Source organism: Neobacillus sp. NPDC097160, from assembly GCF_044762155.1.
Classification (GTDB): Bacteria; Bacillota; Bacilli; order Bacillales; family Cytobacillaceae; genus Neobacillus.
In genome coordinates, this window is the sequence record NZ_JBIWDU010000008.1 from 177,284 (window position 1) to 202,009 (window position 24,726).

Here is a 24,726-nt window from a genome sequence, read left to right on the forward strand (position 1 = left end):
GTTTGGAGGAGGTTTTTTAATGGCGAAAAGACTTAGTTTAACAGAAATTGATCAAGCACTTGCGGAATTACCCGGCTGGAAACTGGACGGAAAATTTATAGTGAAAAAGTATCGCTTTCAGGAATTTTTAAAAGGGGTAGCGTTCGTAAACGAAATCGCCCAGCTGTCTGAGGAAAAAAATCATCATCCGTTTATGGCAATTGACTATAAATTAGTTACACTACGGCTCACCTCCTGGAACGCCGGAGGATTAACCGATTTGGACGTTGACTTGGCGAAGAAATATGATGAAATTTATGGGAAAATGTAATTGAAAGAGGCTGCCCTCCGGTTTTTAACGGAGTGGCAACCTTTTTTGTTGTTTTTTGAGAAGTTTTTGTTAAAAATCTTTAAAATAAGATTTTTGTGCTTTATTCACACAAAAATTGGTGCACTATTCCTGTCAAAATGTCACAAACTAATTATATCAGCGACTTTTTGAGTTATATCAGCGAATTTGGACCATATATCAGCGAATTTTCCATTTTATCAGCGAATATTAAAATTTATCAGCGAATCGAAATTTTCACCATGGAAAAGTCTTCGGAAAATAAACTCTCCCTTTATTTGTTCCTGAATAGCTTAGATTTATATAAAGCAGTAATCTTTTAGCTGTATCAATTGATTTCAAATGACAAAACTCTCGAAACTGCTTATTTGTTATTTTTGAATCAATAAGTAAAAAATAATCTTTCAAAGCATCGATATGGGCATCCTTTGAAAATTGATCGCATGACGTGCAAAACCATTTTTGTTTTTTACGAATAAGTGGAGCATGATTGCAGTAGGGACCAAATACGCCAGTTTTGATATCTTTCTTTTTGATACCATATTTATTTAATATATAGGTTGTTGGAATTGTATTCTTTTTTACTAGAAGACGGCTTAATTTTCGGAGATCTTTTGTGTTTAGAAGCGGATTTAAATACATTTTTTCAAAAAACTGAATCTTGTTTATAAATGCATCTGATTTACATACTCGTGGTTTCACTTTATGGGCGTTCTTTCCGGTGATGACATATGAGGTATAATTATTGCTGATAACTACTAAATAATCAACAGGAACTGGTGGAAATTTATGTTCAGCCAATAGTTGCTTTATGTATTCTTGATGTCTTTCAGCTTGAGAGATTGGATTTGAATACCCCTTTTCCTTTTCATTGTTTATTTGAATAAACTGTTCATTATCGGTATCAAATATCAATTTACCGGCCATATTTTTCACTTCAATAATAAGGGCGAATTCTGGTGTGAGGAGAAGGGTATCAATTTGGCAGTTGTAGTCACCATCAGGAAGATTTAAGTCATGAAGGATCAGATATTTATCAATTGGGAGGAGACGTAAATAATAATCAAGAGCCACTTCTCCTTGGTAACCAGCACGTCTCCGGCCCAGTTCCTCTATTATTTGCTGGTATTTGGGGTAATTCAGTGGGAGACGCCTGCATAATGCCTCCAAAATCAGAAGAACTAACGGAATTGTCCTTTCTTTTATTACCAAAACTATCACTCCTTTCATTTTAATATAAAAGTTCTTATAACCCGCCGAGACTCCTGCCGAATTTTAGCGAAATTTGTTAACGTTTTTTGTCTATTTCATTTTATCAGCGCTTTTGAGTGATATATCGGCGAATCTAGAAATATATCAGCGAATTTGGACCATATATCGGCGAATTTTACATTATATCGGCGAATCTAAATTTTACCCAATAAAAAGAAAAAGCCAGCCCGAAAAATTTCGAGCCAGCCTCTATAAAATTAACCTCTCAGCACTGCGCTAGCCTTTTCCTTCAAGGCTTCAAGCACACGCTCGTGAACCTTCGTAACCTCTTCATCCGTCAAAGTACGTTCAGGGTCAGCATATTTAAGAGCGAAAGCAATCGACTTCATACCTGCCTCCATCTTGTCTCCCTCATATAAGTCAAACACTTCAGCTTCCTTCAGAAGCGGCGAACCGGCTTCAATGATAATGTTTTTCATGGTGCCTGACACCGTTTCTCTGTTTACCACAAGGGCAATGTCTCTTGTGATGGATGGGAAGCGTGGGATGGCTTCGTATTGTAATGCTGGTGTGTCTGCTTCTAGTACTGCTTTTAATGATAGTTCGAATACATAGGTGTCTTTTAAATCAAGTTCTTTTTGGACGCTTGGGTGGACTTGGCCAACGAAGCCGATTTTGTTACCATTCAAGCGGATTTCTGCGGTACGGCCAGGATGCATGCCGTCTGCTTGTGCCTGAACATATTCAACGCGATCTGCTAGACCTAGCTTGGCAAACATTCCTTCTAAAATCCCCTTCACTACGAAGAAATCGACTGGCTTCTTTTCGCCCTGCCAAGAATGGTTATGCCATAAGCCAGTTACCGCACCAGCTACATGTTCTTTTTCTTCCGGAAGCACGCCCGCACCATTTGCTAAGAATACGGCACCAGTTTCATACACGGCTAAACTATCGTTTTGACGAGCACTATTGTATTTTACTACTTCTAAAAGTTGCGGCAATATGCTAAGGCGAAGGATACTGCGCTCCTCACTCATTGGCATTGCAAGACGAATCGTGTCACGTTTTTCTAAAGCAAATTGTGCTGCTTTTTCTTCACTTGTTAAAGAGTAAGTTACAGCTTGGTATAATCCTGCACCCTCAAGGTACTGACGAACTTCGCGACGTTTCTTCTGATACTCGGACAATTTACCAGGCGTGGTGGAACCAATCGGCAATGTTCTCGGAATATTGTCATACCCATAAAGTCGGGCAACCTCTTCCACTAAATCTTCCTCGATTCTGATATCACCGCGGCGCGTCGGGGCAGTGACCGTAATCACATCTCCTTCGATGCTTACAGCAAATTGCAGGCGGTCGAAGATTTCTTTTACATCGTTCATCTGCAGTTCAGTACCAAGGACCCGATTTATTTTTTCAAGAGAAATTGAAACAACTGCCGGTTCAACTGTAAGGGTATCAGCCTCCGCAGCACCTTCTAATACTTCACCTCCAGCGTACTTCGCCATTAAGTATGCCGCACGCTCGCCTGCCGGTCGAACACGGTTTGGATCCACACCTTTTTCAAATCGAGCACTCGCTTCGCTTCTTAAGCCGTGGTCTTTTGATGCTTTTCTGACAGTTCCCCCGGTAAAATAAGCAGCCTCCAATAAAACGGTTGTTGTATCTGAAGTTACCTCTGAGTTTGCTCCACCCATTACACCTGCAAGTGCAACTGGCTCTGTACCATTTGTAATGACAAGATGGTCAGATGTTAAGGTCCGTTCCACATCATCAAGTGTTACAAATTTTTCGCCATCTGCCGCACGGCGAACAACGATTTCTTTTGATCCTAAGCGGTCGTAATCAAACGCATGGAGCGGCTGACCGTATTCTAATAAAATATAGTTTGTAATATCGACAACGTTATTGTGCGGACGGATACCGGCTGACATTAATCGCGTCTGCATCCATAGCGGTGATGGACCAATTTTTACATTTTTGATCATCTTTGCCACGTATAATGGGTTATCCTCTTTCGCATCTACGACAATCTTTACATATTCAGATGCTTTTTCGGCTGATGGCTCCAGGCTTGTTTCTGGAAGCTTAACCTCTCTGCCCAGAATTGCTGCCACTTCATAGGCAACACCAAGCATGCTCAAGCAATCAGCACGGTTTGGCGTTAAACTAAGCTCAAGGACCTCATCGTCCCGATTTAACAATGCAAGTGCATCAACGCCTACCTCTGCATCCGCTGGAAAAACAAAGATCCCTTCAGAATATTCTTTTGGAACGACCTTTCCTTCCATACCTAATTCAGTAAGGGAACAAATCATTCCGTTTGATTCTTCCCCGCGAAGCTTCGCCCGTTTAATTTTAAAATTGCCCGGTAAAACGGCACCCGTTTTAGCCACGGCAACCTTTTGTCCTTGTGCCACATTCGGAGCCCCACAAATGATTTGCACAGGCTGATCTTCACCAACATCGACAAGACATTTGCTTAATTTATCGGCATTTGGATGCTGTTCACGTTCAAGTACGTGACCGACAACAACGCCTTTAATACCTTCGTTTAATACTTCCACTCCTTCAACTTCGATACCACTTTTGGTGATTTTTTCAGCTAATTCGTCAGCTGTTACTCCAGTTAAATCAATGTAATCTTGGAGCCATTTATATGAAACGAACATGTCGTCATCCTCCTTTTATTATCCAGCTTCAGCGCCTAGGGGCTCGAGGTCATAAGCCAATCCGACATAAAGGTTAAAGAACAACCTTTCTGCCGGCTCGTCTTATGCTTGTCACCCCTGACCAAGGCGCTTCAGCATTTAGTCTTACTCGTGTTTTGAAAACTGCTTTAAAAATCGAACATCATTTGTATAGAAGTGTCTGATATCATCGACACCGTATTTTAACATTGCAATCCGTTCCGGACCCATACCGAAGGCGAATCCAGTGTATTTTTTAGAATCATATCCAGCCATCTCAAGGACGTTTGGATGAACCATACCGGCACCAAGAATTTCAATCCACCCTGTTTGCTTACAAACACTGCAGCCAGAGCCGCCACAAATTTTACAAGAAATATCCATTTCAACAGATGGTTCTGTGAATGGGAAGAAGCTTGGTCTTAAGCGGATTTCGCGGTCCTCGCCAAACATCTTTTTCGCAAAAACCTCTAACGTTCCTTTGAGATCGCTCATGCGGATATTCTCGCCGACCACAAGGCCTTCGATTTGCATGAATTGATGTGAATGCGTCGCGTCATCATTATCACGGCGGTACACTTTACCTGGGCAAATAATTTTGATTGGGCCCTTGCCTTGATGCTTCTCCATGGTCCGCGCTTGAACTGGTGAAGTGTGTGTTCGCATGAGGATTTCGTCTGTGATGTAAAAAGAATCCTGCATGTCGCGAGCCGGATGTCCTTTCGGTAAATTTAGCGCTTCGAAGTTATAGTAATCCTGCTCAACTTCTGGGCCTTCAGCTACTTGATATCCCATCCCAATAAATAAATCTTCAATTTCTTCGATAATTCTTGTTAATGGATGGTGATTTCCTAGCTTAACCGGGCGACCTGGCAGGGTCACGTCAATGCTTTCAGAAGCTAACTTTTCAAGGACAGCCGCCTCTTCCAATCCCTTTTGTTTCGCCTCGATTTTTACCGCAATCGCTTCACGGACTTCATTTGCGAGTGCTCCCATGACTGGCCGCTCTTCAGCAGACAGCTTGCCCATCCCGCGAAGTACTTCAGTGATTGGTCCTTTTTTACCTAAATACGCAACGCGAATGTCATTTAATTCTTTCAAGCTTGCAGACTGTTCAATCTTTTGAATAGCTTCTTCCTGCAATTCCTTTAAACGTTCTTGCATGTCTAAATCCTCCTTATTTTTAATCGATATAATTGGGTGAGCGGTTGGAATAGGTGGGATTCCGCGGATTTTTTGATTATTTCCTCCAAACTTAGCGACATCACCATTACTAACACAACGGTAGTAGAAAGGGTGACAGGCACCATTTCTACTACGAAAAACAAAAAAACCCCATCCCTGGAAAGGGACGAGGTTTGTTATTCGCGGTACCACCCTTGTAAACACGATATGTATGAAGATATTGTGTTCGCTTCATTCGGATAACGGCATCTGCCGGTGCATCTTTACATTTCTATAAAAGGAAATGGTCCCGATGCCAACTCAGGAGGTGAACTTCTCAAGTCTTGAACCATAAAAGTACTTTCAGTCGCGGCACTTTCTCCCTAAATGGTCAATGACAAGATACTTTTCTCCATCATCGTTTTTGTTATTATCAATATTGTTCATTATTATATAATAATTTTCAGCAAATGGTCAAATCAATTTGCGCCTATTTTTTCAAATAATAAAGCAGAATCCCGGTCGCAACCGCGACATTTAGCGACTCGCTTTTGCCATATATCGGAATATAAAGATTGGCATTGGTGCTTGAAAGAATATCTTTTCCAACCCCGTTACCCTCGTTCCCAACAATCAGTGCAAAAGTGTCACCACCTGAAACCTCAGTGTATGGAGATGCCCCTTCTAAAGCTGTTCCGTAAACTGGGATATGTGCCTCTTGAAGTTTGTCTATCCATTCATGCAGGTCACCCATAATGATAGGAAGGTGAAAATGACTTCCCTGGGCCGATCTTAGCACCTTTGAGTTAAAAAGATCCACGCTGCCGCGGCCGACGACGATGGCGTCAATCCCTGCTGCGTCCGCGGTGCGAATCATCGTTCCAAGATTACCCGGATCCTGGACAGCATCGATCAGCAGGTAAGTTTTAGCATCTCGAACTTCCGGTTTTTCTTGGCTGCAAACGGCATAAATTCCTTGTGGCGACTCGGTTTCGGATAATAAATTCGAAATCTCTTCTGTCACAAGAGTGACTGCCGTACCCTTAGTGTCCCAGCGTGGCGGCAAGCCTACTTTTTCAGTCACGATAATTTCCAAAATTTGTTCACCCTGCTTGATAGCCTCTTCGACTAAATGAAAGCCTTCAATTAAAAATGTTCCCGACTTATCCCGCTCTTTTTTTGTTAATAGTTTTTTCCATTGTTTTACCTTAGGATTATTGACAGATTCAATATGTTTCAAAACATGCTCCCCTTTAAAAATTCTCATCTAATATAATCATAACAAAAATACATAATTAAACCAAAAATAGAAAACATATTAAAGAAATACAGGATAAAAAGGAGTGTTTAGATATGAACCTAAACCTAAGAAATGCCATTATTCACAATGTTTCCGGCAACACGCAGGATCAATTAGAAGATACGATTGTCGATGCTATTCAAAATGGGGAAGAAAAGATGCTCCCCGGACTTGGTGTCTTATTTGAAATCATTTGGAAAAATTCATCTGAAGAAGAGAAAAAGGAAATGCTTACAGTCCTTGAAAGCGGACTTAAGTAAATTCCTCCTAAGCTGCCATTCACCCCGGCAGCTTTTTTAATTTAAAAAACCCCCGGCCAGAAATCGACAGCCAGGGATTCTAACACTTCTATTCAAATGTAATTTTATCAACGGTCTCGCGGTCCAGTCGCTTGATAACTTCGACAATCAATTTAACCGCGTTTTCGTAATCGTCACGATGAAGCATCGCTGCATGTGAATGGATATAACGTGTAGCAATCGTAATCGCTAGTGCAGGGACACCATTATGTGTTAAATGGATTGAACCTGCATCGGTTCCGCCGCCAGGGATTGATTCGAATTGATAAGGGATATTCAGCTCATCCGCTGTATCGGTAACCAAATCGCGCAAACCTTTATGAGCTACCATTGAGGCGTCGTAGACAACAACCTGAGGTCCTTTGCCCATTTTACTCAGCGCTTCTTTTTCAGATATCCCAGGTGTGTCACCGGCAATACCAACATCAACAGCAAAACCGATATCCGGCTGGATTTTGTAAGTTGCAGTCTTTGCGCCGCGCAATCCAACTTCTTCTTGAACCGCCCCAACACCGTATACCTCGTTAGGATGTTCAACATCTTTTAATAGCTTTAATACATCAATCGCAATCGCACAGCCAATCCGGTTATCCCATGCTTTCGCCAGCAGCATTTTCTCATTGTTCATGACCGTAAATTCGAAATATGGTACAACCATATCTCCGGGACGGACGCCCCACTCAGAAGCTTCCTCACGGCTTGAAGCACCGATATCAATGAACATGTCTTTAATTTCGACCGGTTTTTTGCGGGCTTCTGCCGACAGAACATGCGGTGGTTTAGAACCAATAATACCTGTTACATCACCTTTTCTCGTAACAATGGTAACGCGCTGTGCGAGCATAACCTGGCCCCACCAGCCGCCGACCGGTTGGAACCGCAGAAATCCTTTGTCATCGATTTGGGTAATCATGAAGCCAACTTCATCTAAGTGGCCGGCAACCATAATTTTGGGGCCGCCTGCTTTCCCGATCTTTTTGGCAATTAAACTGCCGAGTCCATCGGTTGTCATTTCATCAGCAAATGGTTCTATGTATTTCTTCATCACTTCGCGCACTTCACGCTCATTACCGGGAATTCCCCTGGCATCCGTTAATTCTTTTAACATTGTTAATGTTGCATCCAACTGCACCATTCATTAGCCCCCTTTTATGTATATTCACTCTTAATTATACAGAAAAAACTGCAATATTCACAAATTTTCCGCTAATAATTATTTTGTTGTCTTTGATAATTTACTTCGTTTTTATCAAAATATGCCTGTTCTATTTCCTCGTTTTTGAACCCAAGGAGAGAAGCAAGCTGAAAATACGATTCAACGATTCGTCTATAGTCCTCCAAACTCCTGCTCTTTTGAAAAATCGTTATCCATTCATAAACACTGAGAAACTGCTCCGTCGCGTTCAAAGGGGAATCGCGGGCTTCCAAAACAACTGGTTTCTGTTCAAAGCCACACTCGATTCCAAGTGACAAAATAAAATGAACACCGTCGACAAACTCTTCTAAGATCACTTCTTTGGCCGAAGATGGTTTCACGCTCCAGAACTTAAAACAGCGGGTTTCATTCGCCAATTCACCGATTTCAACAAGTAAAGCAAGAACCTTTCTATCAAATAAGTCCTCATTCTGCAGCTGGTGTTTTTCTTCAATATGTGTATCTAATGCTTTTTGCATCTGAAACAGTTTTTCAAGTTGCATCATATCATCACTCCTTATGGAAAAATTATAGCAAAATGTGAAATGATTGAAACCTTTTCGCTACTAAGTCGTATTAAAAGAAAAATAGGTGTAGGGGGCTTAGCCATGATTTGGTTACTGCGCTTTGTATTGTTATTTATCATCATTTTTTTATTTTACATGGGGGTAAAATTACTTTTTCAATCTTCCCGAAAGCTTGAATCGGCACGTAAACATAAACGATTCTTACTTATTGATCATGAAGATGTCAGAAAGAATTTCCTGTTAACCTATAAAGGTGCTGTCTTTGCCGGCGAAAAATACATGGGAACTGCTAATAATACCTTTGACGTTGTCTCCATCTCAATTTGGCCGGAAAATACCGCCACCCTAAAAGGGATGGTCAAGGAAGACTTTTTTTATATGGATAAAAAAATACTTGAGCACTACCCAAATGCTGATATCAATTGGAAAAGTCCGGTGAAGGAATTCTTACAACAATAGCCGCTTACAATGCGGCTTTTACAATAAAACCTTTATCAAAAGAACCAATTCGACAACGGCAAGGACAGGAAAACCAATTTTAAACGATAGATGCTTTGTTTTGTGGCGGTATAGCTGCATACCAGCCGTCGTCCCGATGGCTCCCCCAAAGAGCGCCACAAGCCACAAGGTTCGCTCGCGAATTCTGTATTCATGCTTTTTCGCCCTCTTCTTATCCTCTCCCATAATCAAAAGACCAACTATATTCATAATGAAAACGCCCGCTAGCAATATTGTCATATCTTAATTTCCCCTCTTATTAGAAAAAGCCATCCTCATCGTTAGAGAATGGCTTGTTATTTAAATTACTTGTTGTTTTGTTGTTTTGCAACGTTTGCTAATTCAGCAAATGCGTTAGCATCGCTTACTGCTAATTCAGCAAGCATCTTGCGGTTTACTTCGATACCAGCAAGCTTTAAGCCGTGCATTAAACGGCTGTAAGAAAGACCGTTCATACGTGCTGCTGCATTGATACGAGTAATCCAAAGTTTGCGGAAGTCGCGTTTTTTCTGGCGACGGTCGCGGAATGCATACATTAAAGATTTCATAACCTGTTGGTTAGCAACTTTATATAATGTATGTTTTGAACCGTAATAACCTTTTGCTAATTTTAAAACTTTTTTACGACGCTTGCGCGTAACTGTACCGCCTTTAACACGTGGCATGTAATTTCCCTCCTATATATCGATCACTGAGATTACTTCATGTAAGTTAATAATTGACGAATGCGTTTGAAATCGCCTTTAGAAACAAGAGTTCCTTTGCGAAGTTTACGCTTAGCTTTTGTTGATTTGTTCGCAAATAAGTGGCTTGTATAAGCATGGTCACGTTTTAACTGACCAGAACCAGTTTTCTTGAAACGCTTTGCAGCGCCGCGGTGAGTTTTCATTTTAGGCATTATGATTGTCCTCCTTATTACTTCTCTTGTTTTGGTGCTAAAACTAGGAACATGCTTCGTCCATCCATTTTAGGATGTGACTCAATCGTTGCAACTTCCTTGCACGCTTCGGAAAAACGGTCTAACACACGTTGACCGATTTCTTTATGGGTAATCGCCCGGCCTTTGAAACGGATTGAAGCTTTTACCTTGTCGCCTTTTTCCAAAAACTTAATGGCATTGCGAAGCTTTGTATTAAAGTCATGCTCATCAATCGTTGGGCTGAGACGTACTTCTTTTGTCGTAATAATTTTTTGATTCTTTCGAGCTTCTTTTTCTTTCTTTTGATTCTCGAATTTAAATTTGCCATAGTCCATAATTCGGGCTACTGGAGGCTTCGCATTTGGTGCTACAAGTACCAAATCAAGATTCACTCTTCCAGCAATTTCTAACGCTTCAAATTTAGTTTTAATTCCTAATTGCTCGCCGTTTTGATCAATTAAGCGAACTTCGCGAGCGCGAATGCCCTCATTTAACAACATGTCTTTGCTAATAATTAGCCACCTCCAAGGATTTATCACGAGTACAACTTCAGGGTCTAGAAACATCTGATCTGACACTATGTTGAATCGACAGATTAAAAAAACTTTTACGTTTTTAACAAATAAAAAAGTGCGGATGAATACACCCACACTTTACGAAACATAAGTAATAAACAAAAAGTTCACGTAAAACCTGCCAACTGCCAATTGCGTCAATCAGGTGAGAAGCGGGTGCTTCTTCTTTTCCCAAAACTCGTATTCAATTTTCACCTTAGTAACTATACCATGAACAAAGACGTAATGTCAAACGACTATTTTCTTTGACAACGAAATTCATTGTAGCAAGAAACTAAAAATTATTCAACAGTTTTTTTTAAAGAAGGAGAGATCGCTCTCTCCTTTCAAAAAATTATCCACGTTTTACTTCAGTATTAAGTGCTGCAAGAAACTCGGCAAATGGCTTTGTTTCTGAGTTTTGCTCCCCGTATTTGCGAACGTTGACTGCTTGATCCTCAACCTCTTTGTCGCCAACAACGAGCATATATGGTATTTTTTGCATTTGCGCTTCACGGATTTTATAGCCGATTTTTTCATCACGGCCATCCAATTCAACACGGAAGCCCTCGTTTTGCAGCTGCTCCTGAACTTTTCGCGCATAATCGTAATGCGCGCCCGGCGACACAGGAATCACTTGTACTTGAACTGGTGCAAGCCAAGTTGGGAATGCTCCCTTGTATTCTTCAATTAAGAAGGCTACAAAACGTTCCATTGTTGATACGACACCGCGGTGGATGACGACTGGACGATGTTGTTTGCCGTCCTCACCCACATAATTTAAATCAAAGCGCTCTGGCAGTAAGAAGTCTAATTGAACAGTAGATAAAGTTTCCTCTTTACCTAAGGCCGTTTTCACCTGAACATCAAGCTTTGGACCGTAAAAAGCAGCTTCTCCTTCTGCCTCATAATAATCAAGTCCAAGGTCATCCATTGCTTCTTTCAGCATGCCTTGTGCTTTTTCCCACATCGCATCGTCGTCAAAATACTTTTCAGTATCCTGAGGGTCACGGTAGGAAAGACGGAAAGAATAATCAGTAAGGTTAAAATCTTTATAGACAGCTAAAATAAGGTTCACAACTCGCTTGAATTCGTCCTTAATTTGATCTGGCCGAACAAAAATGTGGGCGTCATTTAACGTCATTCCGCGCACACGCTGTAATCCGGATAATGCTCCGGACATTTCATACCGGTGCATCGTACCAAGTTCTGCAATCCGAATCGGCAATTCACGATAGCTGTGAATGCTGTTTTTATACACCATCATGTGGTGCGGGCAGTTCATTGGACGAAGAACTAATTGCTCGTTGTCCATGTCCATGACCGGGAACATGTCTTCTTGATAATGATCCCAGTGGCCGGAAGTTTTATAAAGGTCCACACTGCCCATCACCGGAGTATACACATGGTCATAACCAAGACGAATTTCTTTATCTACAATATAGCGCTCTACGATACGGCGGATAGTTGCGCCTTTAGGGAGCCATAACGGTAATCCTTGTCCAACCAATTGGGAATTAGTGAAAAGGCTCAATTCTTTGCCAATTTTACGGTGATCACGCTCTTTCGCTTCTTCAAGCAAACGTAGGTGCTCTGCTAAATCCTCTTTCTTAAAAAAGGCAGTTCCATACACACGCTGCAGCATTTTATTGTCACTATTGCCACGCCAATAAGCGCCGGCAATGCTCAATAATTTGAATTCTTTAATCTTTCCAGTTGATGGAACATGGATGCCACGGCAAAGGTCAACAAATTCACCTTGTTGATAGAGTGTTACACTTTCCTCATCTGGGATCGCTTCAATTAATTCAAGCTTATATGGGTCATCCATTTCTTTAAAAAGCTGAACTGCTTCATCCCTGCTTACTTCTTTACGGATAATTTCCAGGTTTTCATTGACGATTTTCGCCATTTCTTTTTCAATCTTTGGCAGGTCTTCAGGTGTTAATGATTCCTCCAGATCCATGTCATAATAGAATCCACCTTCAATAACTGGGCCTACACCAAGATTCACATCTGGATAAAGCCTTTTAACTGCTTGTGCCATTAAGTGTGCAGTACTGTGGCGCAATACCTCCAATGCATCATTGGAATCAGGTACAACGATTTCTATGGAACCGTCGTCTAAGATCGGACGGCGAAGATCAAACATTTGACCGTTCCATTTGCCGGCAATGGCTTTTTTCTTTAGGCCAGGGCTTATGGAAGCGGCAATATCTTCCGTTGTTGTTCCCCGTGGAAACTCCTTTACTGCTCCATCAGGAAACGAAATCTTAACAACGTCTGACATATTAATTCCTCCTTTGAATTAGAAAAGCGGAAGCGCCTTACTCAGGGGCTTATGAACCCGAGCCCCTAGGCGCTGCAGCTAGACATTTCTCATTGTTTTTTTAAAAATAAAAAAACCCGTCCCTGGAATAGGGACGAGTTTTGATTAACACGTGGTTCCACCCAATTTTTCATTTTCATTACACATTAAGGAAAATGACTTTGGTCAGGTAACGGCTGTAGACCGTCAACAATTACTGCCTCCATAAAACAGGAAGTTTTCACTGCTGAAGTTTAAAGGTGGTAAGTATATTTTTCGTGTTAGGAGACTTTCAGCCTTGTTCTCCCTCTCTATAAACCGTAAAAAGATACTGTTATCCTTATCATTACTTTTACTATGATAAATGCTATGTACGCTATTATAATGATTTCCCGTAAAAAAAGCAAGCGGCATAAAACTAAATATTGCCATAATTATAGTTTTTATGCGTGATTTTCGGAAGAATCGTGAACTTCCGCTGATTTTTTCATCTCACGGAGGGCCGCAAATGTTTTGATCGTTACTCGTTCTTCAAAGATATTTTTGATCGTCCTTACAAGCGGCTCGTCAGGATTATTTGTATAAATAAAAATAGATGTTGGCGCAAGCGATAACAGCGGCGCAATGGATGCAGAGTCTACATATACAGGATGGTTCACTAATAATTTACGGTCAATCATCCTCGTTAATTCACCCCTTTTAATCTCGGCAAACTGCTCATTATAAAAGGTAATTTCCTCATCCAATAATAAATGGAGAATATCCATTTTCGGTTCACGATTCGTCAGAAAATCACGGAGCATCTGGACAAACATTTGATACTCCTGCTCCATTTTATATTCATCAATAGCAATCTCTACATAGCTTTCCAGCAGCTGAATATAAGGACGCAACCGAAATTTAAGGAAAGAGTCAAACGAAAAAGAAATAGGATCCTGAAAAACATGATCAATTGCAGACTTAATCATATCGAGCTCCACACTTGTTTCTTTTAAAAAAACAGCAAGATCTTCTCTTTGCCCTTCAATCACAGAATAAATGATCTCCATAATTTGCTGTTGTTCTTCTAAATCCTCATAATAATAGTGATTCTTTAAAATTTCTCTAAACCAGTCATTTCGTTTTGTGTTCGTAATAAAATCATAAAATGCAGTTTTAAGCAATTCAAAAACATCAAAAGAAATAATACCGTCTAAAATTCTCACTATATGTTGATCTTCTAAAAGAAGAATAGTTTCCTTTTTTGAATGATATGGTAATTCCTTCAGCAAGTGGTTATAAAATCTTTGTGCATCCAGCTTGCTTTGGAAGATGATTTCCGCCAACCAAATCCCCCCTTTTTAGCAAATCTCTGTTCTAAATATATATGGGGGACTTGGCCAAAATAGAAGTTAGCTGACCACTACATTTTGGATTTAAACAAAAAAAAGATTGCCGATTTTTTACGGCAATCCTAAAATCACGATCTATTTCACTTTATTATCTCCGATTTGGACCATCTACCAACACCGGCTCGCTCAAGGTTCGAATCCTCTCCATGATTCTTCGTGCTTTCATTTTCTCTTCTTCTCCCCGCTGGCTGTAAGTTAAATGATGTTCCAGTTCTCCAAAATTAAAATTGGAGGTAAAAAACGTCGGCAGGCTTTCAAGCATACGGAACTGCAGAATCGGCCCTAGTACCTCATCCCTTGTCCAGCTCGACACAGCCTCAGCCCCAATATCATCTAGCATTAAGATCGGCTCTTTTTTTAACGCTTCAATTTTTTCATTTAAGGTAGAATCGGCAATAGAGCTTTTCATTTCTCTTAGTAATTCCGGAACATAGACAATCATCGATGAAATCTGTTTTCTAGCTAATTCATTGGCAATTGCCCCTAAAATATACGATTTACCTACACCGAATTTTCCATATAAATACAGACCTTTCGCTTTTTTACCTGCTTCATAATTCATTAAGAAAGTCGCTGCTCTATCACCTGCATCGAGCCGGCCGGAGTCTCCTTCAAAGTCTTCAAATGTCGCATCCAGTATATCTCTTGGTACATATAGGCTTTTGATTAGCTTTTCATTTTTCTTTTTTTCATCTGCCATGATTTTTCGTTTGCAACGCTTATAGACCACATCAATGGAGTTTCGTGACAGGACCAATTCAGGGTGATATCCCTTCATAAAGTTTATACATTTTTCAAGACTTTCACAGCGGTCGCAATCTTGGCTTTGGTTCGTGTACTCGTATAGTTTACTCATGCTTTTTTCAATCATTTCTTGGGTAATCTCATCTTCATGCTTTGATAAAAATACTTGGATCCCCCGATTTTGCAGGACTACCTGGCGCTGCTCCTGGTAGCGTTTTTGAAAATTTGGATTCGAGGCAAGCCGTTGCAATGTTTTATTTATTTTTTCCACACGATTCACATCCTACTTCCTAAAAGCCTTTAATTTTTCTTCTATGGCCCGCTTTTTCGCTTCGTCTTCGGAGCTGTTTCCTTGTGCCTGATTTTTAACCGGTGCATTCGAGCTTTCAAACCATTCAGGTATCAGTTCTGTCCGAATTGGCTTTTTCTTTGCTCCCTTTCCAGCCTTTTTACTTTCGATCTGAGCACTTTCATTATTTTTGGCGAGCTCCATCGCTTCTTTCACCGTTTTTATTTGCAGCCGCGCCCAAGTGCTGGCGACGGCATCAACATATTTCTTTGAAAATTGCATCTTCGTTTTTCTCATAACAAAATCAATCAAAACATTTACCACACCCGGAGTAAGCTTATATTTAATCATGACTTCTTCCAAAACTTTCAAATTGGCATCTGATGGTTCTACACCACCCGAGATTTCTTTAAAAACGGTAAGCGGTGAGGTTGTTTCATATGATCGAATTAAATTTTCCTCCGGTGTTTTCGGTTCGGTTAATTGAGTTTGAAGTGCAGCCGGCTGGGTGCGATTAATCAGGCTTGGAAGCTGATCGTAATTCTCAAATTGATACCAATCACGGGCACCCTTTCTTAAGTCTTCAATATCAATTTCATCGTTTGGATTAATCGCACCCAATATGAAATTTTTCATTTCAATGGGATTAATATTATAAAGAAATGCAAGATTGCTTATTACGCTCTTTACCTTTGGTGTCAATGATTTTTTAGGGACAAGCGATTCATTTAGTCCTGCTTCTAACAAATCAAAATCAAATAGGCTGCTATCAATTTGGATGGGGTCTGTTTCGGTTCGGCCAATAAACTGGTTATTTTCCCCGGCCGCTTCAATATCTTCGGAAACATCTTGAAGATATTGAAAACTTCCGGGTGTGGCTGAAGCAAATACATCCTGAAAAGCCCTCGTCACATTTTGATATTCTTTTTCTTCCGGTTTTTGCTGGTCAGTAAAGAAACGTTTCAGACGGGCAAAATGGTTTTTGCCAATCTTCCGGTAAAGATAAATATTTAACATCCCGTCTAAAAAGAATTGCTCAGGATTTAACGGGGGATATAATTCGTAAATAAAGGAGCGTTCCCCATTATCCGTTTTGACATATGTTTTTAATAACCCAATGCCCTCAAGTTTTAATCGCGCCTCATAAATATCCTTTAAATTCATTTCCATTAAGTTCATCAATAAATGATGCGTGGAGGATTCAGACCAGAGCCGGTTTTCCTCGAGTTCCGCCCAAAGAGTCATATACAAACTAAAACAAGTTGACCCGATCAAAGGCTGATATAACAACGTCAGCACTTTACGGTCATACTCGTGAAGCAGACCATCGGCCGCTACAATATACCGGTCGATAGGAAGAATCTCCTGCCAATGCTGCGCCATATCCATCCAACCTTTCCTCTGTTAGTGAAAAAAGAGCTAAAGATTTTTTAGCTCATTCGGATTTTTCTTTTTTGATCAATTCTTTTAATTCATCTATAAATACATTAATATCTTTAAATTGGCGGTAAACGGAGGCGAATCTCACATATGCGACTTCATCAACATGTGCCAGCCTGTCCATCACCATTTCGCCAACGGCCTCACTCTTGATTTCAGAAATACCCTGGCTGCGAAGATCCTTTTCGACACCATGGGTGATATCTTCCAATTCCTTTAAGGCTACAGGCCGCTTTTCACAAGCCTTAATCAAGCCCCGCAGTATTTTATCACGGCTAAATTCTTCTCTCGTTCCTTCTTTTTTCACCACTATTAAGGGAATCTCTTCAATCTTCTCAAAAGTGGTAAACCGATATCCGCATTCTTCACATTCTCGTCTTCTCCGTGTTGCACGTCCTTCATCAACAGGCCGGGAATCAAGCACACGTGTACCATAGTTTTGACATGAAGGGCATTTCATTATTTAATCAGCTCCAAATCCGACAAAATCCTTATCATTATCTTATTAAAAAGCAGCCCTTTGTACAAGTAGAAGTGTTACGAGTTTTTTCTTATTCCGACTAGGTTATGTATTTGGCCAATCCGCTCGTAATAGGAATTGATCCGTTTTTTTAAACCCGGATAGAGCCCAAGCAATGAAAATTTCTCTGATGAAATATTAAAATCTACTGCTGTTTCCATCGGTTTTACCGAAACGATGGTAACAATAAGGAAGCACGGTATTGGTTTACTGACTTCTACAGCAATCTCTCCATGTTCTTTAGAAACGGTTGTTACCTGGCAATCCGCGTCTTCATGGAATAACTTTTCTACAGATTGAAATAATTGATTAAAAGTTGCCTTATAATAATGTGTTTTCAAGGAATCATCCGTATTTCGATCTGAAGTTTCAATTTGTTTTTTAAAACGTGTTAGAATGCCCATATAAACCCTCCAAGTGTCTATTCTATAGTATTAGTTTACAACATTTAAGCAAAAATATAAAAAGAGGTGTACGATTGGTACACCTCTTGGCTATTTGTTTTTATTAAGATTATAGCACCTTTGCCTGTTTTACATGTACAGGACCCATTCCACGTGGAATTTCAATATTTTCACGTGTTTCAGCATTTAATGCTTCTGCAATGTAGTCAGCAGCTACATTCGGGTTTAAATCGCCGCAAGTATACACATCAATGCTGGCATATCCATGTTCAGGGAAGCTGTGGATAGTAAGGTGTGATTCAGAAATAATGACAACACCGCTTACACCTTGTGGAGCAAATTTATGAAATGCTACCTCACGGATTTCCGCACCTGATTTAAGAGCAGCTTCAACAAAAGTTGTTTCAATAAAGTTCATGTCATTCAATTTTTCAAAGTCGCAGCCCCAAAGTTCTGAGATTACGTGACGTCCCATTGTTTCCATATTCATTTTTCCCCCTTTAACCTTTTATGATGGTTTCTTGAAATCCTGTTATTGACGGTATCAGCGTAACTACCACGGGGGAAAGTTAGTCCAGAGAGGTCCTAACCCTTTAAGTAATTAACCGCTACCTAATTTCAAGAAGTTCACGATGACTAGTATACTTTGTTTATATTTTTTTTGCAACCTATCAAAATAATTTTTTTAAAAAGAATAATTTGTAACATAGTTCCACGGGCATTTTCCTGTATCTTTGTACGAACATGTCGCTAAATCTAAACTATAATATGCATAAAAAAACCAAGAATGTACAAACTAGTAAAAAAAAATGCTGTCGTTTGACAGCATTTTTTTATGAGTTTTGTTATTAGCTAACCTTTACCTTGGATGCTTTTGCGATCTCTTCCGCAACATATAAGGCTAGATCGACAACACGAGATGAATAACCCCATTCATTATCATACCAGGCTAACACCTTTACTTTTCTTGTCCCCATTACCATTGTCGAAAGACCGTCAATAATCGCAGAATGTTCATTTGTATTAAAATCAACAGATACCAATGGTTCCATTGTGAAATCAACGATCCCTCTTAATGAACCGTTCGAAGCTTCAATAAAGGCATGGTTAATATCATCAACTGTCACATCTTGATTTAGATCCACTACCAAGTCTACAAGCGAAACGTTAGGTGTAGGCACTCGAAGTGACATCCCATGTAATTTCCCCTTCAACTGCGGCAAAACAAGCGATAAGGCTTTGGCTGCACCTGTTGTGGTCGGAATAATAGATTGTCCACATGCACGAGCTCTGCGTAAATCTTTATGCGGATTATCAATATTCTTTTGGTCATTTGTATAAGCATGAATGGTAGTCATTAAACCGCTGTCAATTCCAAACTTTTTATCCAGCACCATTGCAACCGGTGCAAGGCAGTTCGTTGTGCATGAAGCATTGGAAATAATATCATGCTTCGTAATATCAAGCATATCCTCGTTAACACCCATTACAATCGTAATATCCTCATTTTTTCCTGGAGCTGTCAAAATGACCTTTTTCGCTCCAGCGACTAAGTGTAGTTCTGCTTTTTCCCTGGCATTAAACTTTCCAGTTGCCTCAATCACAATATCAATCCCAAGTTCTTTCCATGGAAGCTCCTCAGGATTACGCTTATTTAATAGTTTAATTCTTTTGCTATTCACGATTAATTCATCATCTAAAGGAATGACATCCCCTTGAAATGGCCCGTGGTTTGTGTCGTATTTAAGTAAATGGGCTAAAGTTTCTGCCGGATAACTCGCATTTATGGCTGTAATCTCAAATTTATTTTCAAGGATTGCTTTTCGAAAAACCATCCTTCCAATTCTCCCAAAACCATTAATTGCAATTCTCGCCTTCATTTTACGGCCCCTTCCGCATTAACGTTATACTTATTATTCACTTTGATGTAATTAGTATAACACATTTAGGTTTAATTGTGATGAATAAATGGCGGATTTTTAAAATGTTTTTTCAGCTAATAACTTAATTACATAAAAAGAGAAGAAAGCACAGGGCCCCCTTCTCATTTTGCAATTAGGCTATCATAATTTCCCACTTTTTTAAAACTTCAATGAGTTGTTTCATGGTATTCTCTTGTGATCCATTATTATCAATCACCGCATCCGCCAGCGCTACTTTTTCGGAAAGCGGCATCTGGGACCGAATCCTTGCTTCAGCATCCCCTACAGAGAGGTTATTCCTTGCGATGAGTCTTTGCAGCTGCGTTTCATTGTCCACAAATACAAGAATCGTTTTATCCACCATAAACGTTAGTTTACTTTCAAACAATAAGGGGATGTCGAGAACAACCACTGCTTCATTGTTCTTTTTTGCCTGTTCTACTTGTTCCCTCATTCTTTTCCTTACTTCCGGGTGGGTAATTTCATTTAAGAGCTGCCTTTTCTCTGCTTGATGGAAAATAATCGAGCCGAGTTTAGGACGGTCAATTTCGCCATCCTCCATTAAAATTTCACGGCCAAATTCAGCGATGATTTTATTGTAAGCAGGTTCCCCTTTTCCCACTGCCAGGCGTGCTTCAACATCGGCATCAACCACTTTTATTTCCATTTCTTTAAACATGTTAGATACTGTACTTTTTCCACTGGCAATTCCGCCTGTTAAACCAATAACTAATGTCATGCTCGTTTCCTTTCAAAGGATTAAATTTTCCAAATCCCAATTATTATTAATAAAATCCCTGGCAAAAAGGTAAACTTTTGAATCCATTCAAATTTATGAAAGAACGTTCCGCTTTTTATCCCTAATAGTACAAATAAAGAGCTCATAATCGCAACAGTTAAAGCTAAATAAATGGGCGAAAATCCAAGCATGGCTGCTCCAATCCCTGCTCCAAATGAGTCTATGGATAAGGCAAAGCCCAGCATAAACGCTTCAATCCCTGTAATCGTCCCTGATTGGTCAAAATCAGCTGACATTGGCTTTTTCAGGATATTAATCGCTAATCCTAAAGAGCGGATTTCAAAATTCACAATTGTCTTTTCATGTTTTAATATTTCCTTTTCTTTCTCTGGCCGGAAAAATTGGAACAATACCCAGGCACCGAGGGCGATTAAAATGAATCCGCCCAAGCTTGACGTAATCCTCGGCGATAGCACCTTTTCCAGGCCATGTCCAATTGACACGGCAAGCATTAAAGAGACAGCCGAGCATGTGGCAATAATGAGAACTGACTTAATCGGCATGACCATTTGCCGGAGCCCATAGGTAAACCCGACACTGAAGCTGTCAAGGCTGAGCGCAAAAGCTAATACAAGAAGTGAGAACAATTGAACCATTTAGACTCTGACTCCTTCCTCCAAAATCACTACGATAGTATATGGCAGGAGCCCATCCAATGTTATTCAAATGTTATTAATAGAAAAGAAAAGCGCCTTGGTCAGGCGCTGTAGCTAGACAATTCTCAAAGCTTAAAGCCTTTGACAATTCGGACAATAATGTGTGCCTCTGCCACCCACAGTCGTTTTCTCTAGAGGAGTGCCGCAATTTTTGCATGCCTCCCCTTTCCGGCCATAGGCGTATAACTCAAGCTGAAACATGCCGATCTCCCCTTGAGAATTAACATAAGAGCGAATCGTACTGCCGCCCTTTTTGACTGCTTCGCTTAACGTTGCTACAATTTCTCGGTGAAGAACGGCCGTTTCCTTTTCGTTTAGGGTACTGGCTAGGCGTTCCGGATGTATTCCAGCTCGAAAAAGTGCCTCATCAACATAGATGTTGCCCAGCCCGACAAAGAGCTTTTGATCAAGTAAAGCTGGTTTGACTTTCCTGTTGGTCTTTTTTAGCTTCTCCGACAAATATTCTTCGGTAAATTCCACTGAAAAGGGTTCCGGCCCAAGGTCAATCAGCGGCTGTTTTAGAAATTCATCGCCTTTCTTGTACAAGTGCATCGTTCCAAATTTTCGAACGTCCCGATACCTTAGTTCTGTACCATCTGTGAAATGGAACAGGACATGCGTATGTTTATCAAATGGTTCATCCTTTTGATAGAGCCCATATTTTCCTTCCATTCTTAAATGGGACACTAATGCGAATTCCCCTGTATAAATAATTAAAAACTTTCCTCTTCTGCCAACATCAATAATGGTTTCCCCTTTTAAGGCATCAATAAATTGTTCGACCTCTAGCGGATTTTTAATGATTTTTGGCCAAAAGACGGATATATTTTCAATTGTTTTATGAAGAACTAATTTCTTTAACGTTCTTCGTATTGTTTCAACCTCAGGAAGTTCTGGCATATTCCGAGTCCCCCTTGCTGTGTTTTATTTCGCATCAAACCAGGTTGGACCATAGGAGTAGTCTACTTTTAACGGAACCTTCAATTCGAGCGCGTTTTCCATCACGTCTGGAACTAATTTTTTCAGGATTTCCACTTCCTCTTCAGGCGCTTCAAAAATCAATTCATCGTGGACCTGAAGTAGTAGTCGTGACTTTAACCCTTGATCCTTTAATGCTTCATCCATATCGATCATTGCTTTTTTAATAATATCAGCGGCACTGCCCTGAATTGGCGTGTTCATCGCTGTTCTTTCAGCAAAACTTCTGATGTTAAAATTGCGGCTTGTAATCTCAGGGATATATCTTCTCCTTTGCATTACGGTTGATACATAGCCTTTTTCTCTAGCTGAGTGAATAATGTCATCCATATATTCCTTTACACCCGGATAGCTGTTAAGATACCGCTCAATGAATTGGCCAGCCTCTTTTCTTGTGATTCCCAAGGATTGGGAAAGACCATAATCACTTATGCCATAGACGATTCCGAAGTTTACTGCCTTGGCATGACGTCTCATGTTAGAGGTTACCTCATCTTTATCAACGTGGAAGACCTCCATGGCTGTTTTCGTATGAATATCCATATCATCTTTAAAGGCCTGAATCAGTTTTTCATCGCCGGCAATGTCCGCAAGTACGCGCAGCTCAATTTGCGAATAATCCGCTGCAAATATCACCCAGCCCTCTTCTGAAGGGACAAAGGCTTGACGGATCTTCCTGCCTTCTTCAAGGCGGATGGGGATGTTTTGCAGGTTCGGATCGATTGAACTTAATCTGCCAGTCGATGTTAAGGTTTGTTGGTACCTTGTATGAACTTTTTCTGTTTTGGGATCAATAACTTTTAGCAGCCCCTCAATATAGGTAGACTGAAGCTTTCCAAGTTGCCTGTAAAGCAGAATATGCCCAATGATTTCGTGATCGTCTGCTAATTTTTCTAACACATCTGCTGAAGTCGAATGACCTGTTTTTGTTTTCTTAAAGGAGTGAAGGCCCAATTTTTCAAATAAGATAGCACCCAGCTGTTTAGGAGAGTTGATATTAAATTTTTCACCGGCTAATTCACAAATATTCTCTTCAATTTCAATGAGACGCTCATTCAGTTCTTTCCCCATCATCTGAAGACGGTCCCGCTCAACCTTAATACCGCACGATTCCATATCGGCTAATATAAGCGATAAAGGCATTTCAAGCTCTGTAAATAATTCATATTGTTCATTTTTTCTTAATTCATCTTCCAGTTTTTCCTTTAAGTCAGACATGGCTAGACCCTTTCGAACGAGATGTTCTGCGAGCTTAGACGCTTCTGGAACTTTTCGTTTGGCCCCTTTGCCATAAAACGATTCATCTGATTGGATATTATAGATATCATATCTCTTCGCAATCGCTGCCAGATCTTCAATATTTTCGGATGGATTAATTATGTAGGAAGCCATTAAAATATCAAAGTCGGTTCCTTTCAAATGGATGTCCTGCCTTCTTAAGGAAACTTCGGACCGCTTTGCATCATAAACGATTTTCTTTTTTCCTTCATCTTCCGCCCATTTTTTAAAGGCTGCAGATTGTAATGCTTGCTCTGTCGGCAAGTAATAATGACCCTTTTCATTTACAAGTGAAAAACCAATGATCTCTGCATAGTGGTAATTGTCATCCAGCATTTCAACATAAAAATAATTGGTATCTGCAAATAGTTCATCCGTTATTTCAGCTGGAATTAGATACTCGACCTCTTCAAGCTCTTGCGCCTCGGTAACTGATGTATCTTCACCAAGTCTGTCCAATAACGAATGAAAACCTAATTCTTTAAATATGGCTACTAATTTTTCTCTCGTAAAGCCCTCATAGGCAATTGTTTCTAAATCCACTTCTACCGGAGCCTGCCGCTCAATTGTGGCAAGTTCCTTGCTCATTAAGGCTTGGTTTTTAAATTCAGCTAATTTTTCCTTTAGTTTGTTTCCACTTACTTGTTCAATCGAATCCAACAGATTTTCTAAGGTTGAAAACTCTTTTAAGAGTTTAATCGCAGTCTTTTCCCCAACACCCGGAATCCCGGGAATATTATCAGAAGTATCACCCATTAAGCCCTTCATATCGATAATTTGTTCTGGAGTTAGGCTGTATTTTTCAGCCACGTGCTCTGGGGTATACTCTTCAATATCGGTAATCCCTTTCCGGGTTATCCCTACAGTTGTAGTAGGGGAGGTGAGCTGGGTCAAATCTTTGTCTCCGGAAATCACTTTTACTTCATAGCCATCCTTTTCAGCTGTTAAAGAAAGGGTTCCGATAATGTCATCTGCCTCGTAATTCTCAAGCTCGTATCTGGAAATTCCATAAGCATCTAACAATTCACGAATGAACGGAAATTGTTCTGATAACTCCGGCGGGGTTTTTTGTCTGCCGCCTTTGTATTCCGTAAAGGTTTTATGACGAAATGTTGTTTTTCCGGCATCAAAGGCAACAAGCAAATGTGTTGGCTTCTCATCCTCCAGTATTCTCATCAGCATCATTGTAAAGCCATATACCGCATTCGTATGGATCCCTTTATCGTTATTAAGCAGAGGGAGTGCAAAAAAAGCACGGTAGGCAATACTATTACCGTCAATCAGCACAAGCTTTTTCTTTTCCATTTATTT

General features: G+C 40.2%; 25 protein-coding genes and 3 other annotated features. Of the genes, 3 read left to right on the forward strand and 22 right to left on the reverse strand.

Annotated features, from left to right (window positions below; genetic code table 11):
• Positions 1–19 precede the first annotated feature (19 nt).
• A complete protein-coding gene (locus ACIQXV_RS13475; RefSeq protein ID WP_402959596.1) occupies positions 20–310 on the forward strand; it encodes a 4a-hydroxytetrahydrobiopterin dehydratase in 291 nt (96 codons plus the stop codon).
• A 255-nt stretch (positions 311–565) separates the two neighbouring features.
• Here the strand turns inward: ACIQXV_RS13475 and ACIQXV_RS13480 are convergent, their stop codons facing one another.
• From ACIQXV_RS13480 to ACIQXV_RS13495, 4 genes are all read right to left on the reverse strand, one after another.
• Positions 566–1,540 (reverse strand): nuclease-related domain-containing protein, encoded by a 975-nt coding sequence (locus ACIQXV_RS13480; protein ID WP_402959598.1) that lies wholly within the window; start codon positions 1,538–1,540, stop codon positions 566–568.
• 257 nt (positions 1,541–1,797) lie between these two features.
• Complete coding sequence (gene pheT / locus ACIQXV_RS13485; protein WP_402959600.1) at positions 1,798–4,212, reverse strand: phenylalanine--tRNA ligase subunit beta; 2,415 nt, start codon at positions 4,210–4,212, stop codon at positions 1,798–1,800.
• 144 nt (positions 4,213–4,356) lie between these two features.
• The gene (gene pheS / locus ACIQXV_RS13490; protein WP_402959601.1) at positions 4,357–5,394 is read right to left on the reverse strand and encodes a phenylalanine--tRNA ligase subunit alpha; all 1,038 of its coding nucleotides are present in this window, start codon (positions 5,392–5,394) and stop codon (positions 4,357–4,359) included.
• A gap of 180 nt (positions 5,395–5,574) precedes the next feature.
• Positions 5,575–5,822, reverse strand: a binding site (T-box leader).
• A gap of 62 nt (positions 5,823–5,884) precedes the next feature.
• Positions 5,885–6,634, reverse strand: coding sequence for a TrmH family RNA methyltransferase (locus tag ACIQXV_RS13495; RefSeq protein WP_402959603.1), 750 nt, complete (start codon positions 6,632–6,634; stop codon positions 5,885–5,887).
• A 113-nt stretch (positions 6,635–6,747) separates the two neighbouring features.
• Here ACIQXV_RS13495 and sspI point away from each other — a divergent pair, with 113 nt between their 5' ends.
• Positions 6,748–6,954 carry a small acid-soluble spore protein SspI gene (gene sspI, locus ACIQXV_RS13500; RefSeq protein WP_149871201.1) on the forward strand — a complete coding sequence of 69 codons (207 nt, stop codon included), beginning with the start codon at positions 6,748–6,750 and terminating at the stop codon, positions 6,952–6,954.
• Between the two features lie 88 nt (positions 6,955–7,042).
• Here sspI and ACIQXV_RS13505 read toward each other — a convergent pair whose 3' ends face one another.
• Together ACIQXV_RS13505 and ACIQXV_RS13510 are read right to left on the reverse strand one after the other, a co-directional pair.
• Complete coding sequence (locus ACIQXV_RS13505; protein ID WP_402959605.1) at positions 7,043–8,128, reverse strand: M42 family metallopeptidase; 1,086 nt, start codon at positions 8,126–8,128, stop codon at positions 7,043–7,045.
• Positions 8,129–8,199: 71 nt separating this feature from the next.
• Positions 8,200–8,691: a dUTP diphosphatase gene (locus ACIQXV_RS13510; RefSeq protein ID WP_402959735.1), complete on the reverse strand. Its 492-nt coding sequence runs from the start codon at positions 8,689–8,691 to the stop codon at positions 8,200–8,202.
• Between the two features lie 105 nt (positions 8,692–8,796).
• On the opposite strand from ACIQXV_RS13510, the gene ACIQXV_RS13515 reads away from it, so the two are divergent.
• A complete protein-coding gene (locus ACIQXV_RS13515) occupies positions 8,797–9,174 on the forward strand; it encodes a sigma-w pathway protein ysdB (protein WP_402959607.1) in 378 nt (125 codons plus the stop codon).
• Positions 9,175–9,192: 18 nt separating this feature from the next.
• On the opposite strand, the gene ACIQXV_RS13520 is transcribed toward ACIQXV_RS13515, so the two are convergent.
• The 16 genes from ACIQXV_RS13520 to polA all read right to left on the reverse strand — a co-directional run bounded on the left by ACIQXV_RS13520 (position 9,193) and on the right by polA (position 24,720).
• Positions 9,193–9,453, reverse strand: coding sequence for a DUF1294 domain-containing protein (locus ACIQXV_RS13520; RefSeq protein ID WP_402959609.1), 261 nt, complete (start codon positions 9,451–9,453; stop codon positions 9,193–9,195).
• A gap of 65 nt (positions 9,454–9,518) precedes the next feature.
• Positions 9,519–9,878 (reverse strand): 50S ribosomal protein L20, encoded by a 360-nt coding sequence (rplT, locus tag ACIQXV_RS13525; protein ID WP_007087364.1) that lies wholly within the window; start codon positions 9,876–9,878, stop codon positions 9,519–9,521.
• Positions 9,879–9,910: 32 nt separating this feature from the next.
• Complete coding sequence (gene rpmI / locus ACIQXV_RS13530; protein ID WP_007087365.1) at positions 9,911–10,111, reverse strand: 50S ribosomal protein L35; 201 nt, start codon at positions 10,109–10,111, stop codon at positions 9,911–9,913.
• A 17-nt stretch (positions 10,112–10,128) separates the two neighbouring features.
• Positions 10,129–10,632: a translation initiation factor IF-3 gene (gene infC / locus ACIQXV_RS13535; RefSeq protein WP_007087366.1), complete on the reverse strand. Its 504-nt coding sequence runs from the start codon at positions 10,630–10,632 to the stop codon at positions 10,129–10,131.
• Positions 10,633–10,750: 118 nt separating this feature from the next.
• Positions 10,751–10,881, reverse strand: a sequence feature (ribosomal protein L20 leader region).
• A gap of 160 nt (positions 10,882–11,041) precedes the next feature.
• On the reverse strand, positions 11,042–12,976 hold the full coding sequence (gene thrS / locus ACIQXV_RS13540) for a threonine--tRNA ligase (RefSeq protein ID WP_402959611.1): 1,935 nt from the start codon (positions 12,974–12,976) through the stop codon (positions 11,042–11,044).
• Positions 12,977–13,102: 126 nt separating this feature from the next.
• Positions 13,103–13,350: a binding site (T-box leader), on the reverse strand.
• An 87-nt stretch (positions 13,351–13,437) separates the two neighbouring features.
• Positions 13,438–14,319: a putative sporulation protein YtxC gene (ytxC, locus tag ACIQXV_RS13545; RefSeq protein WP_402959613.1), complete on the reverse strand. Its 882-nt coding sequence runs from the start codon at positions 14,317–14,319 to the stop codon at positions 13,438–13,440.
• Positions 14,320–14,473: 154 nt separating this feature from the next.
• A complete protein-coding gene (dnaI, locus tag ACIQXV_RS13550) occupies positions 14,474–15,400 on the reverse strand; it encodes a primosomal protein DnaI (protein ID WP_402959615.1) in 927 nt (308 codons plus the stop codon).
• Between the two features lie 12 nt (positions 15,401–15,412).
• Complete coding sequence (locus ACIQXV_RS13555) at positions 15,413–16,801, reverse strand: replication initiation and membrane attachment family protein (RefSeq protein ID WP_402959738.1); 1,389 nt, start codon at positions 16,799–16,801, stop codon at positions 15,413–15,415.
• A 52-nt stretch (positions 16,802–16,853) separates the two neighbouring features.
• Positions 16,854–17,318, reverse strand: coding sequence for a transcriptional regulator NrdR (nrdR, locus tag ACIQXV_RS13560; protein WP_402959616.1), 465 nt, complete (start codon positions 17,316–17,318; stop codon positions 16,854–16,856).
• A gap of 77 nt (positions 17,319–17,395) precedes the next feature.
• Positions 17,396–17,782, reverse strand: coding sequence for a hypothetical protein (locus ACIQXV_RS13565; protein WP_402959618.1), 387 nt, complete (start codon positions 17,780–17,782; stop codon positions 17,396–17,398).
• 109 nt (positions 17,783–17,891) lie between these two features.
• A complete protein-coding gene (gene speD / locus ACIQXV_RS13570; RefSeq protein ID WP_402959740.1) occupies positions 17,892–18,266 on the reverse strand; it encodes an adenosylmethionine decarboxylase in 375 nt (124 codons plus the stop codon).
• A gap of 364 nt (positions 18,267–18,630) precedes the next feature.
• Positions 18,631–19,662, reverse strand: coding sequence for a glyceraldehyde-3-phosphate dehydrogenase (locus ACIQXV_RS13575; protein ID WP_402959620.1), 1,032 nt, complete (start codon positions 19,660–19,662; stop codon positions 18,631–18,633).
• A 175-nt stretch (positions 19,663–19,837) separates the two neighbouring features.
• Positions 19,838–20,443 (reverse strand): dephospho-CoA kinase, encoded by a 606-nt coding sequence (coaE, locus tag ACIQXV_RS13580; protein WP_402959622.1) that lies wholly within the window; start codon positions 20,441–20,443, stop codon positions 19,838–19,840.
• A 20-nt stretch (positions 20,444–20,463) separates the two neighbouring features.
• Positions 20,464–21,099 carry a sporulation membrane protein YtaF gene (gene ytaF / locus ACIQXV_RS13585; protein WP_402959624.1) on the reverse strand — a complete coding sequence of 212 codons (636 nt, stop codon included), beginning with the start codon at positions 21,097–21,099 and terminating at the stop codon, positions 20,464–20,466.
• A gap of 132 nt (positions 21,100–21,231) precedes the next feature.
• The gene (gene mutM / locus ACIQXV_RS13590) at positions 21,232–22,059 is read right to left on the reverse strand and encodes a DNA-formamidopyrimidine glycosylase (protein WP_402959626.1); all 828 of its coding nucleotides are present in this window, start codon (positions 22,057–22,059) and stop codon (positions 21,232–21,234) included.
• 24 nt (positions 22,060–22,083) lie between these two features.
• Complete coding sequence (polA, locus tag ACIQXV_RS13595) at positions 22,084–24,720, reverse strand: DNA polymerase I (RefSeq protein ID WP_402959628.1); 2,637 nt, start codon at positions 24,718–24,720, stop codon at positions 22,084–22,086.
• Between the last annotated feature and the right edge of the window lie 6 nt (positions 24,721–24,726).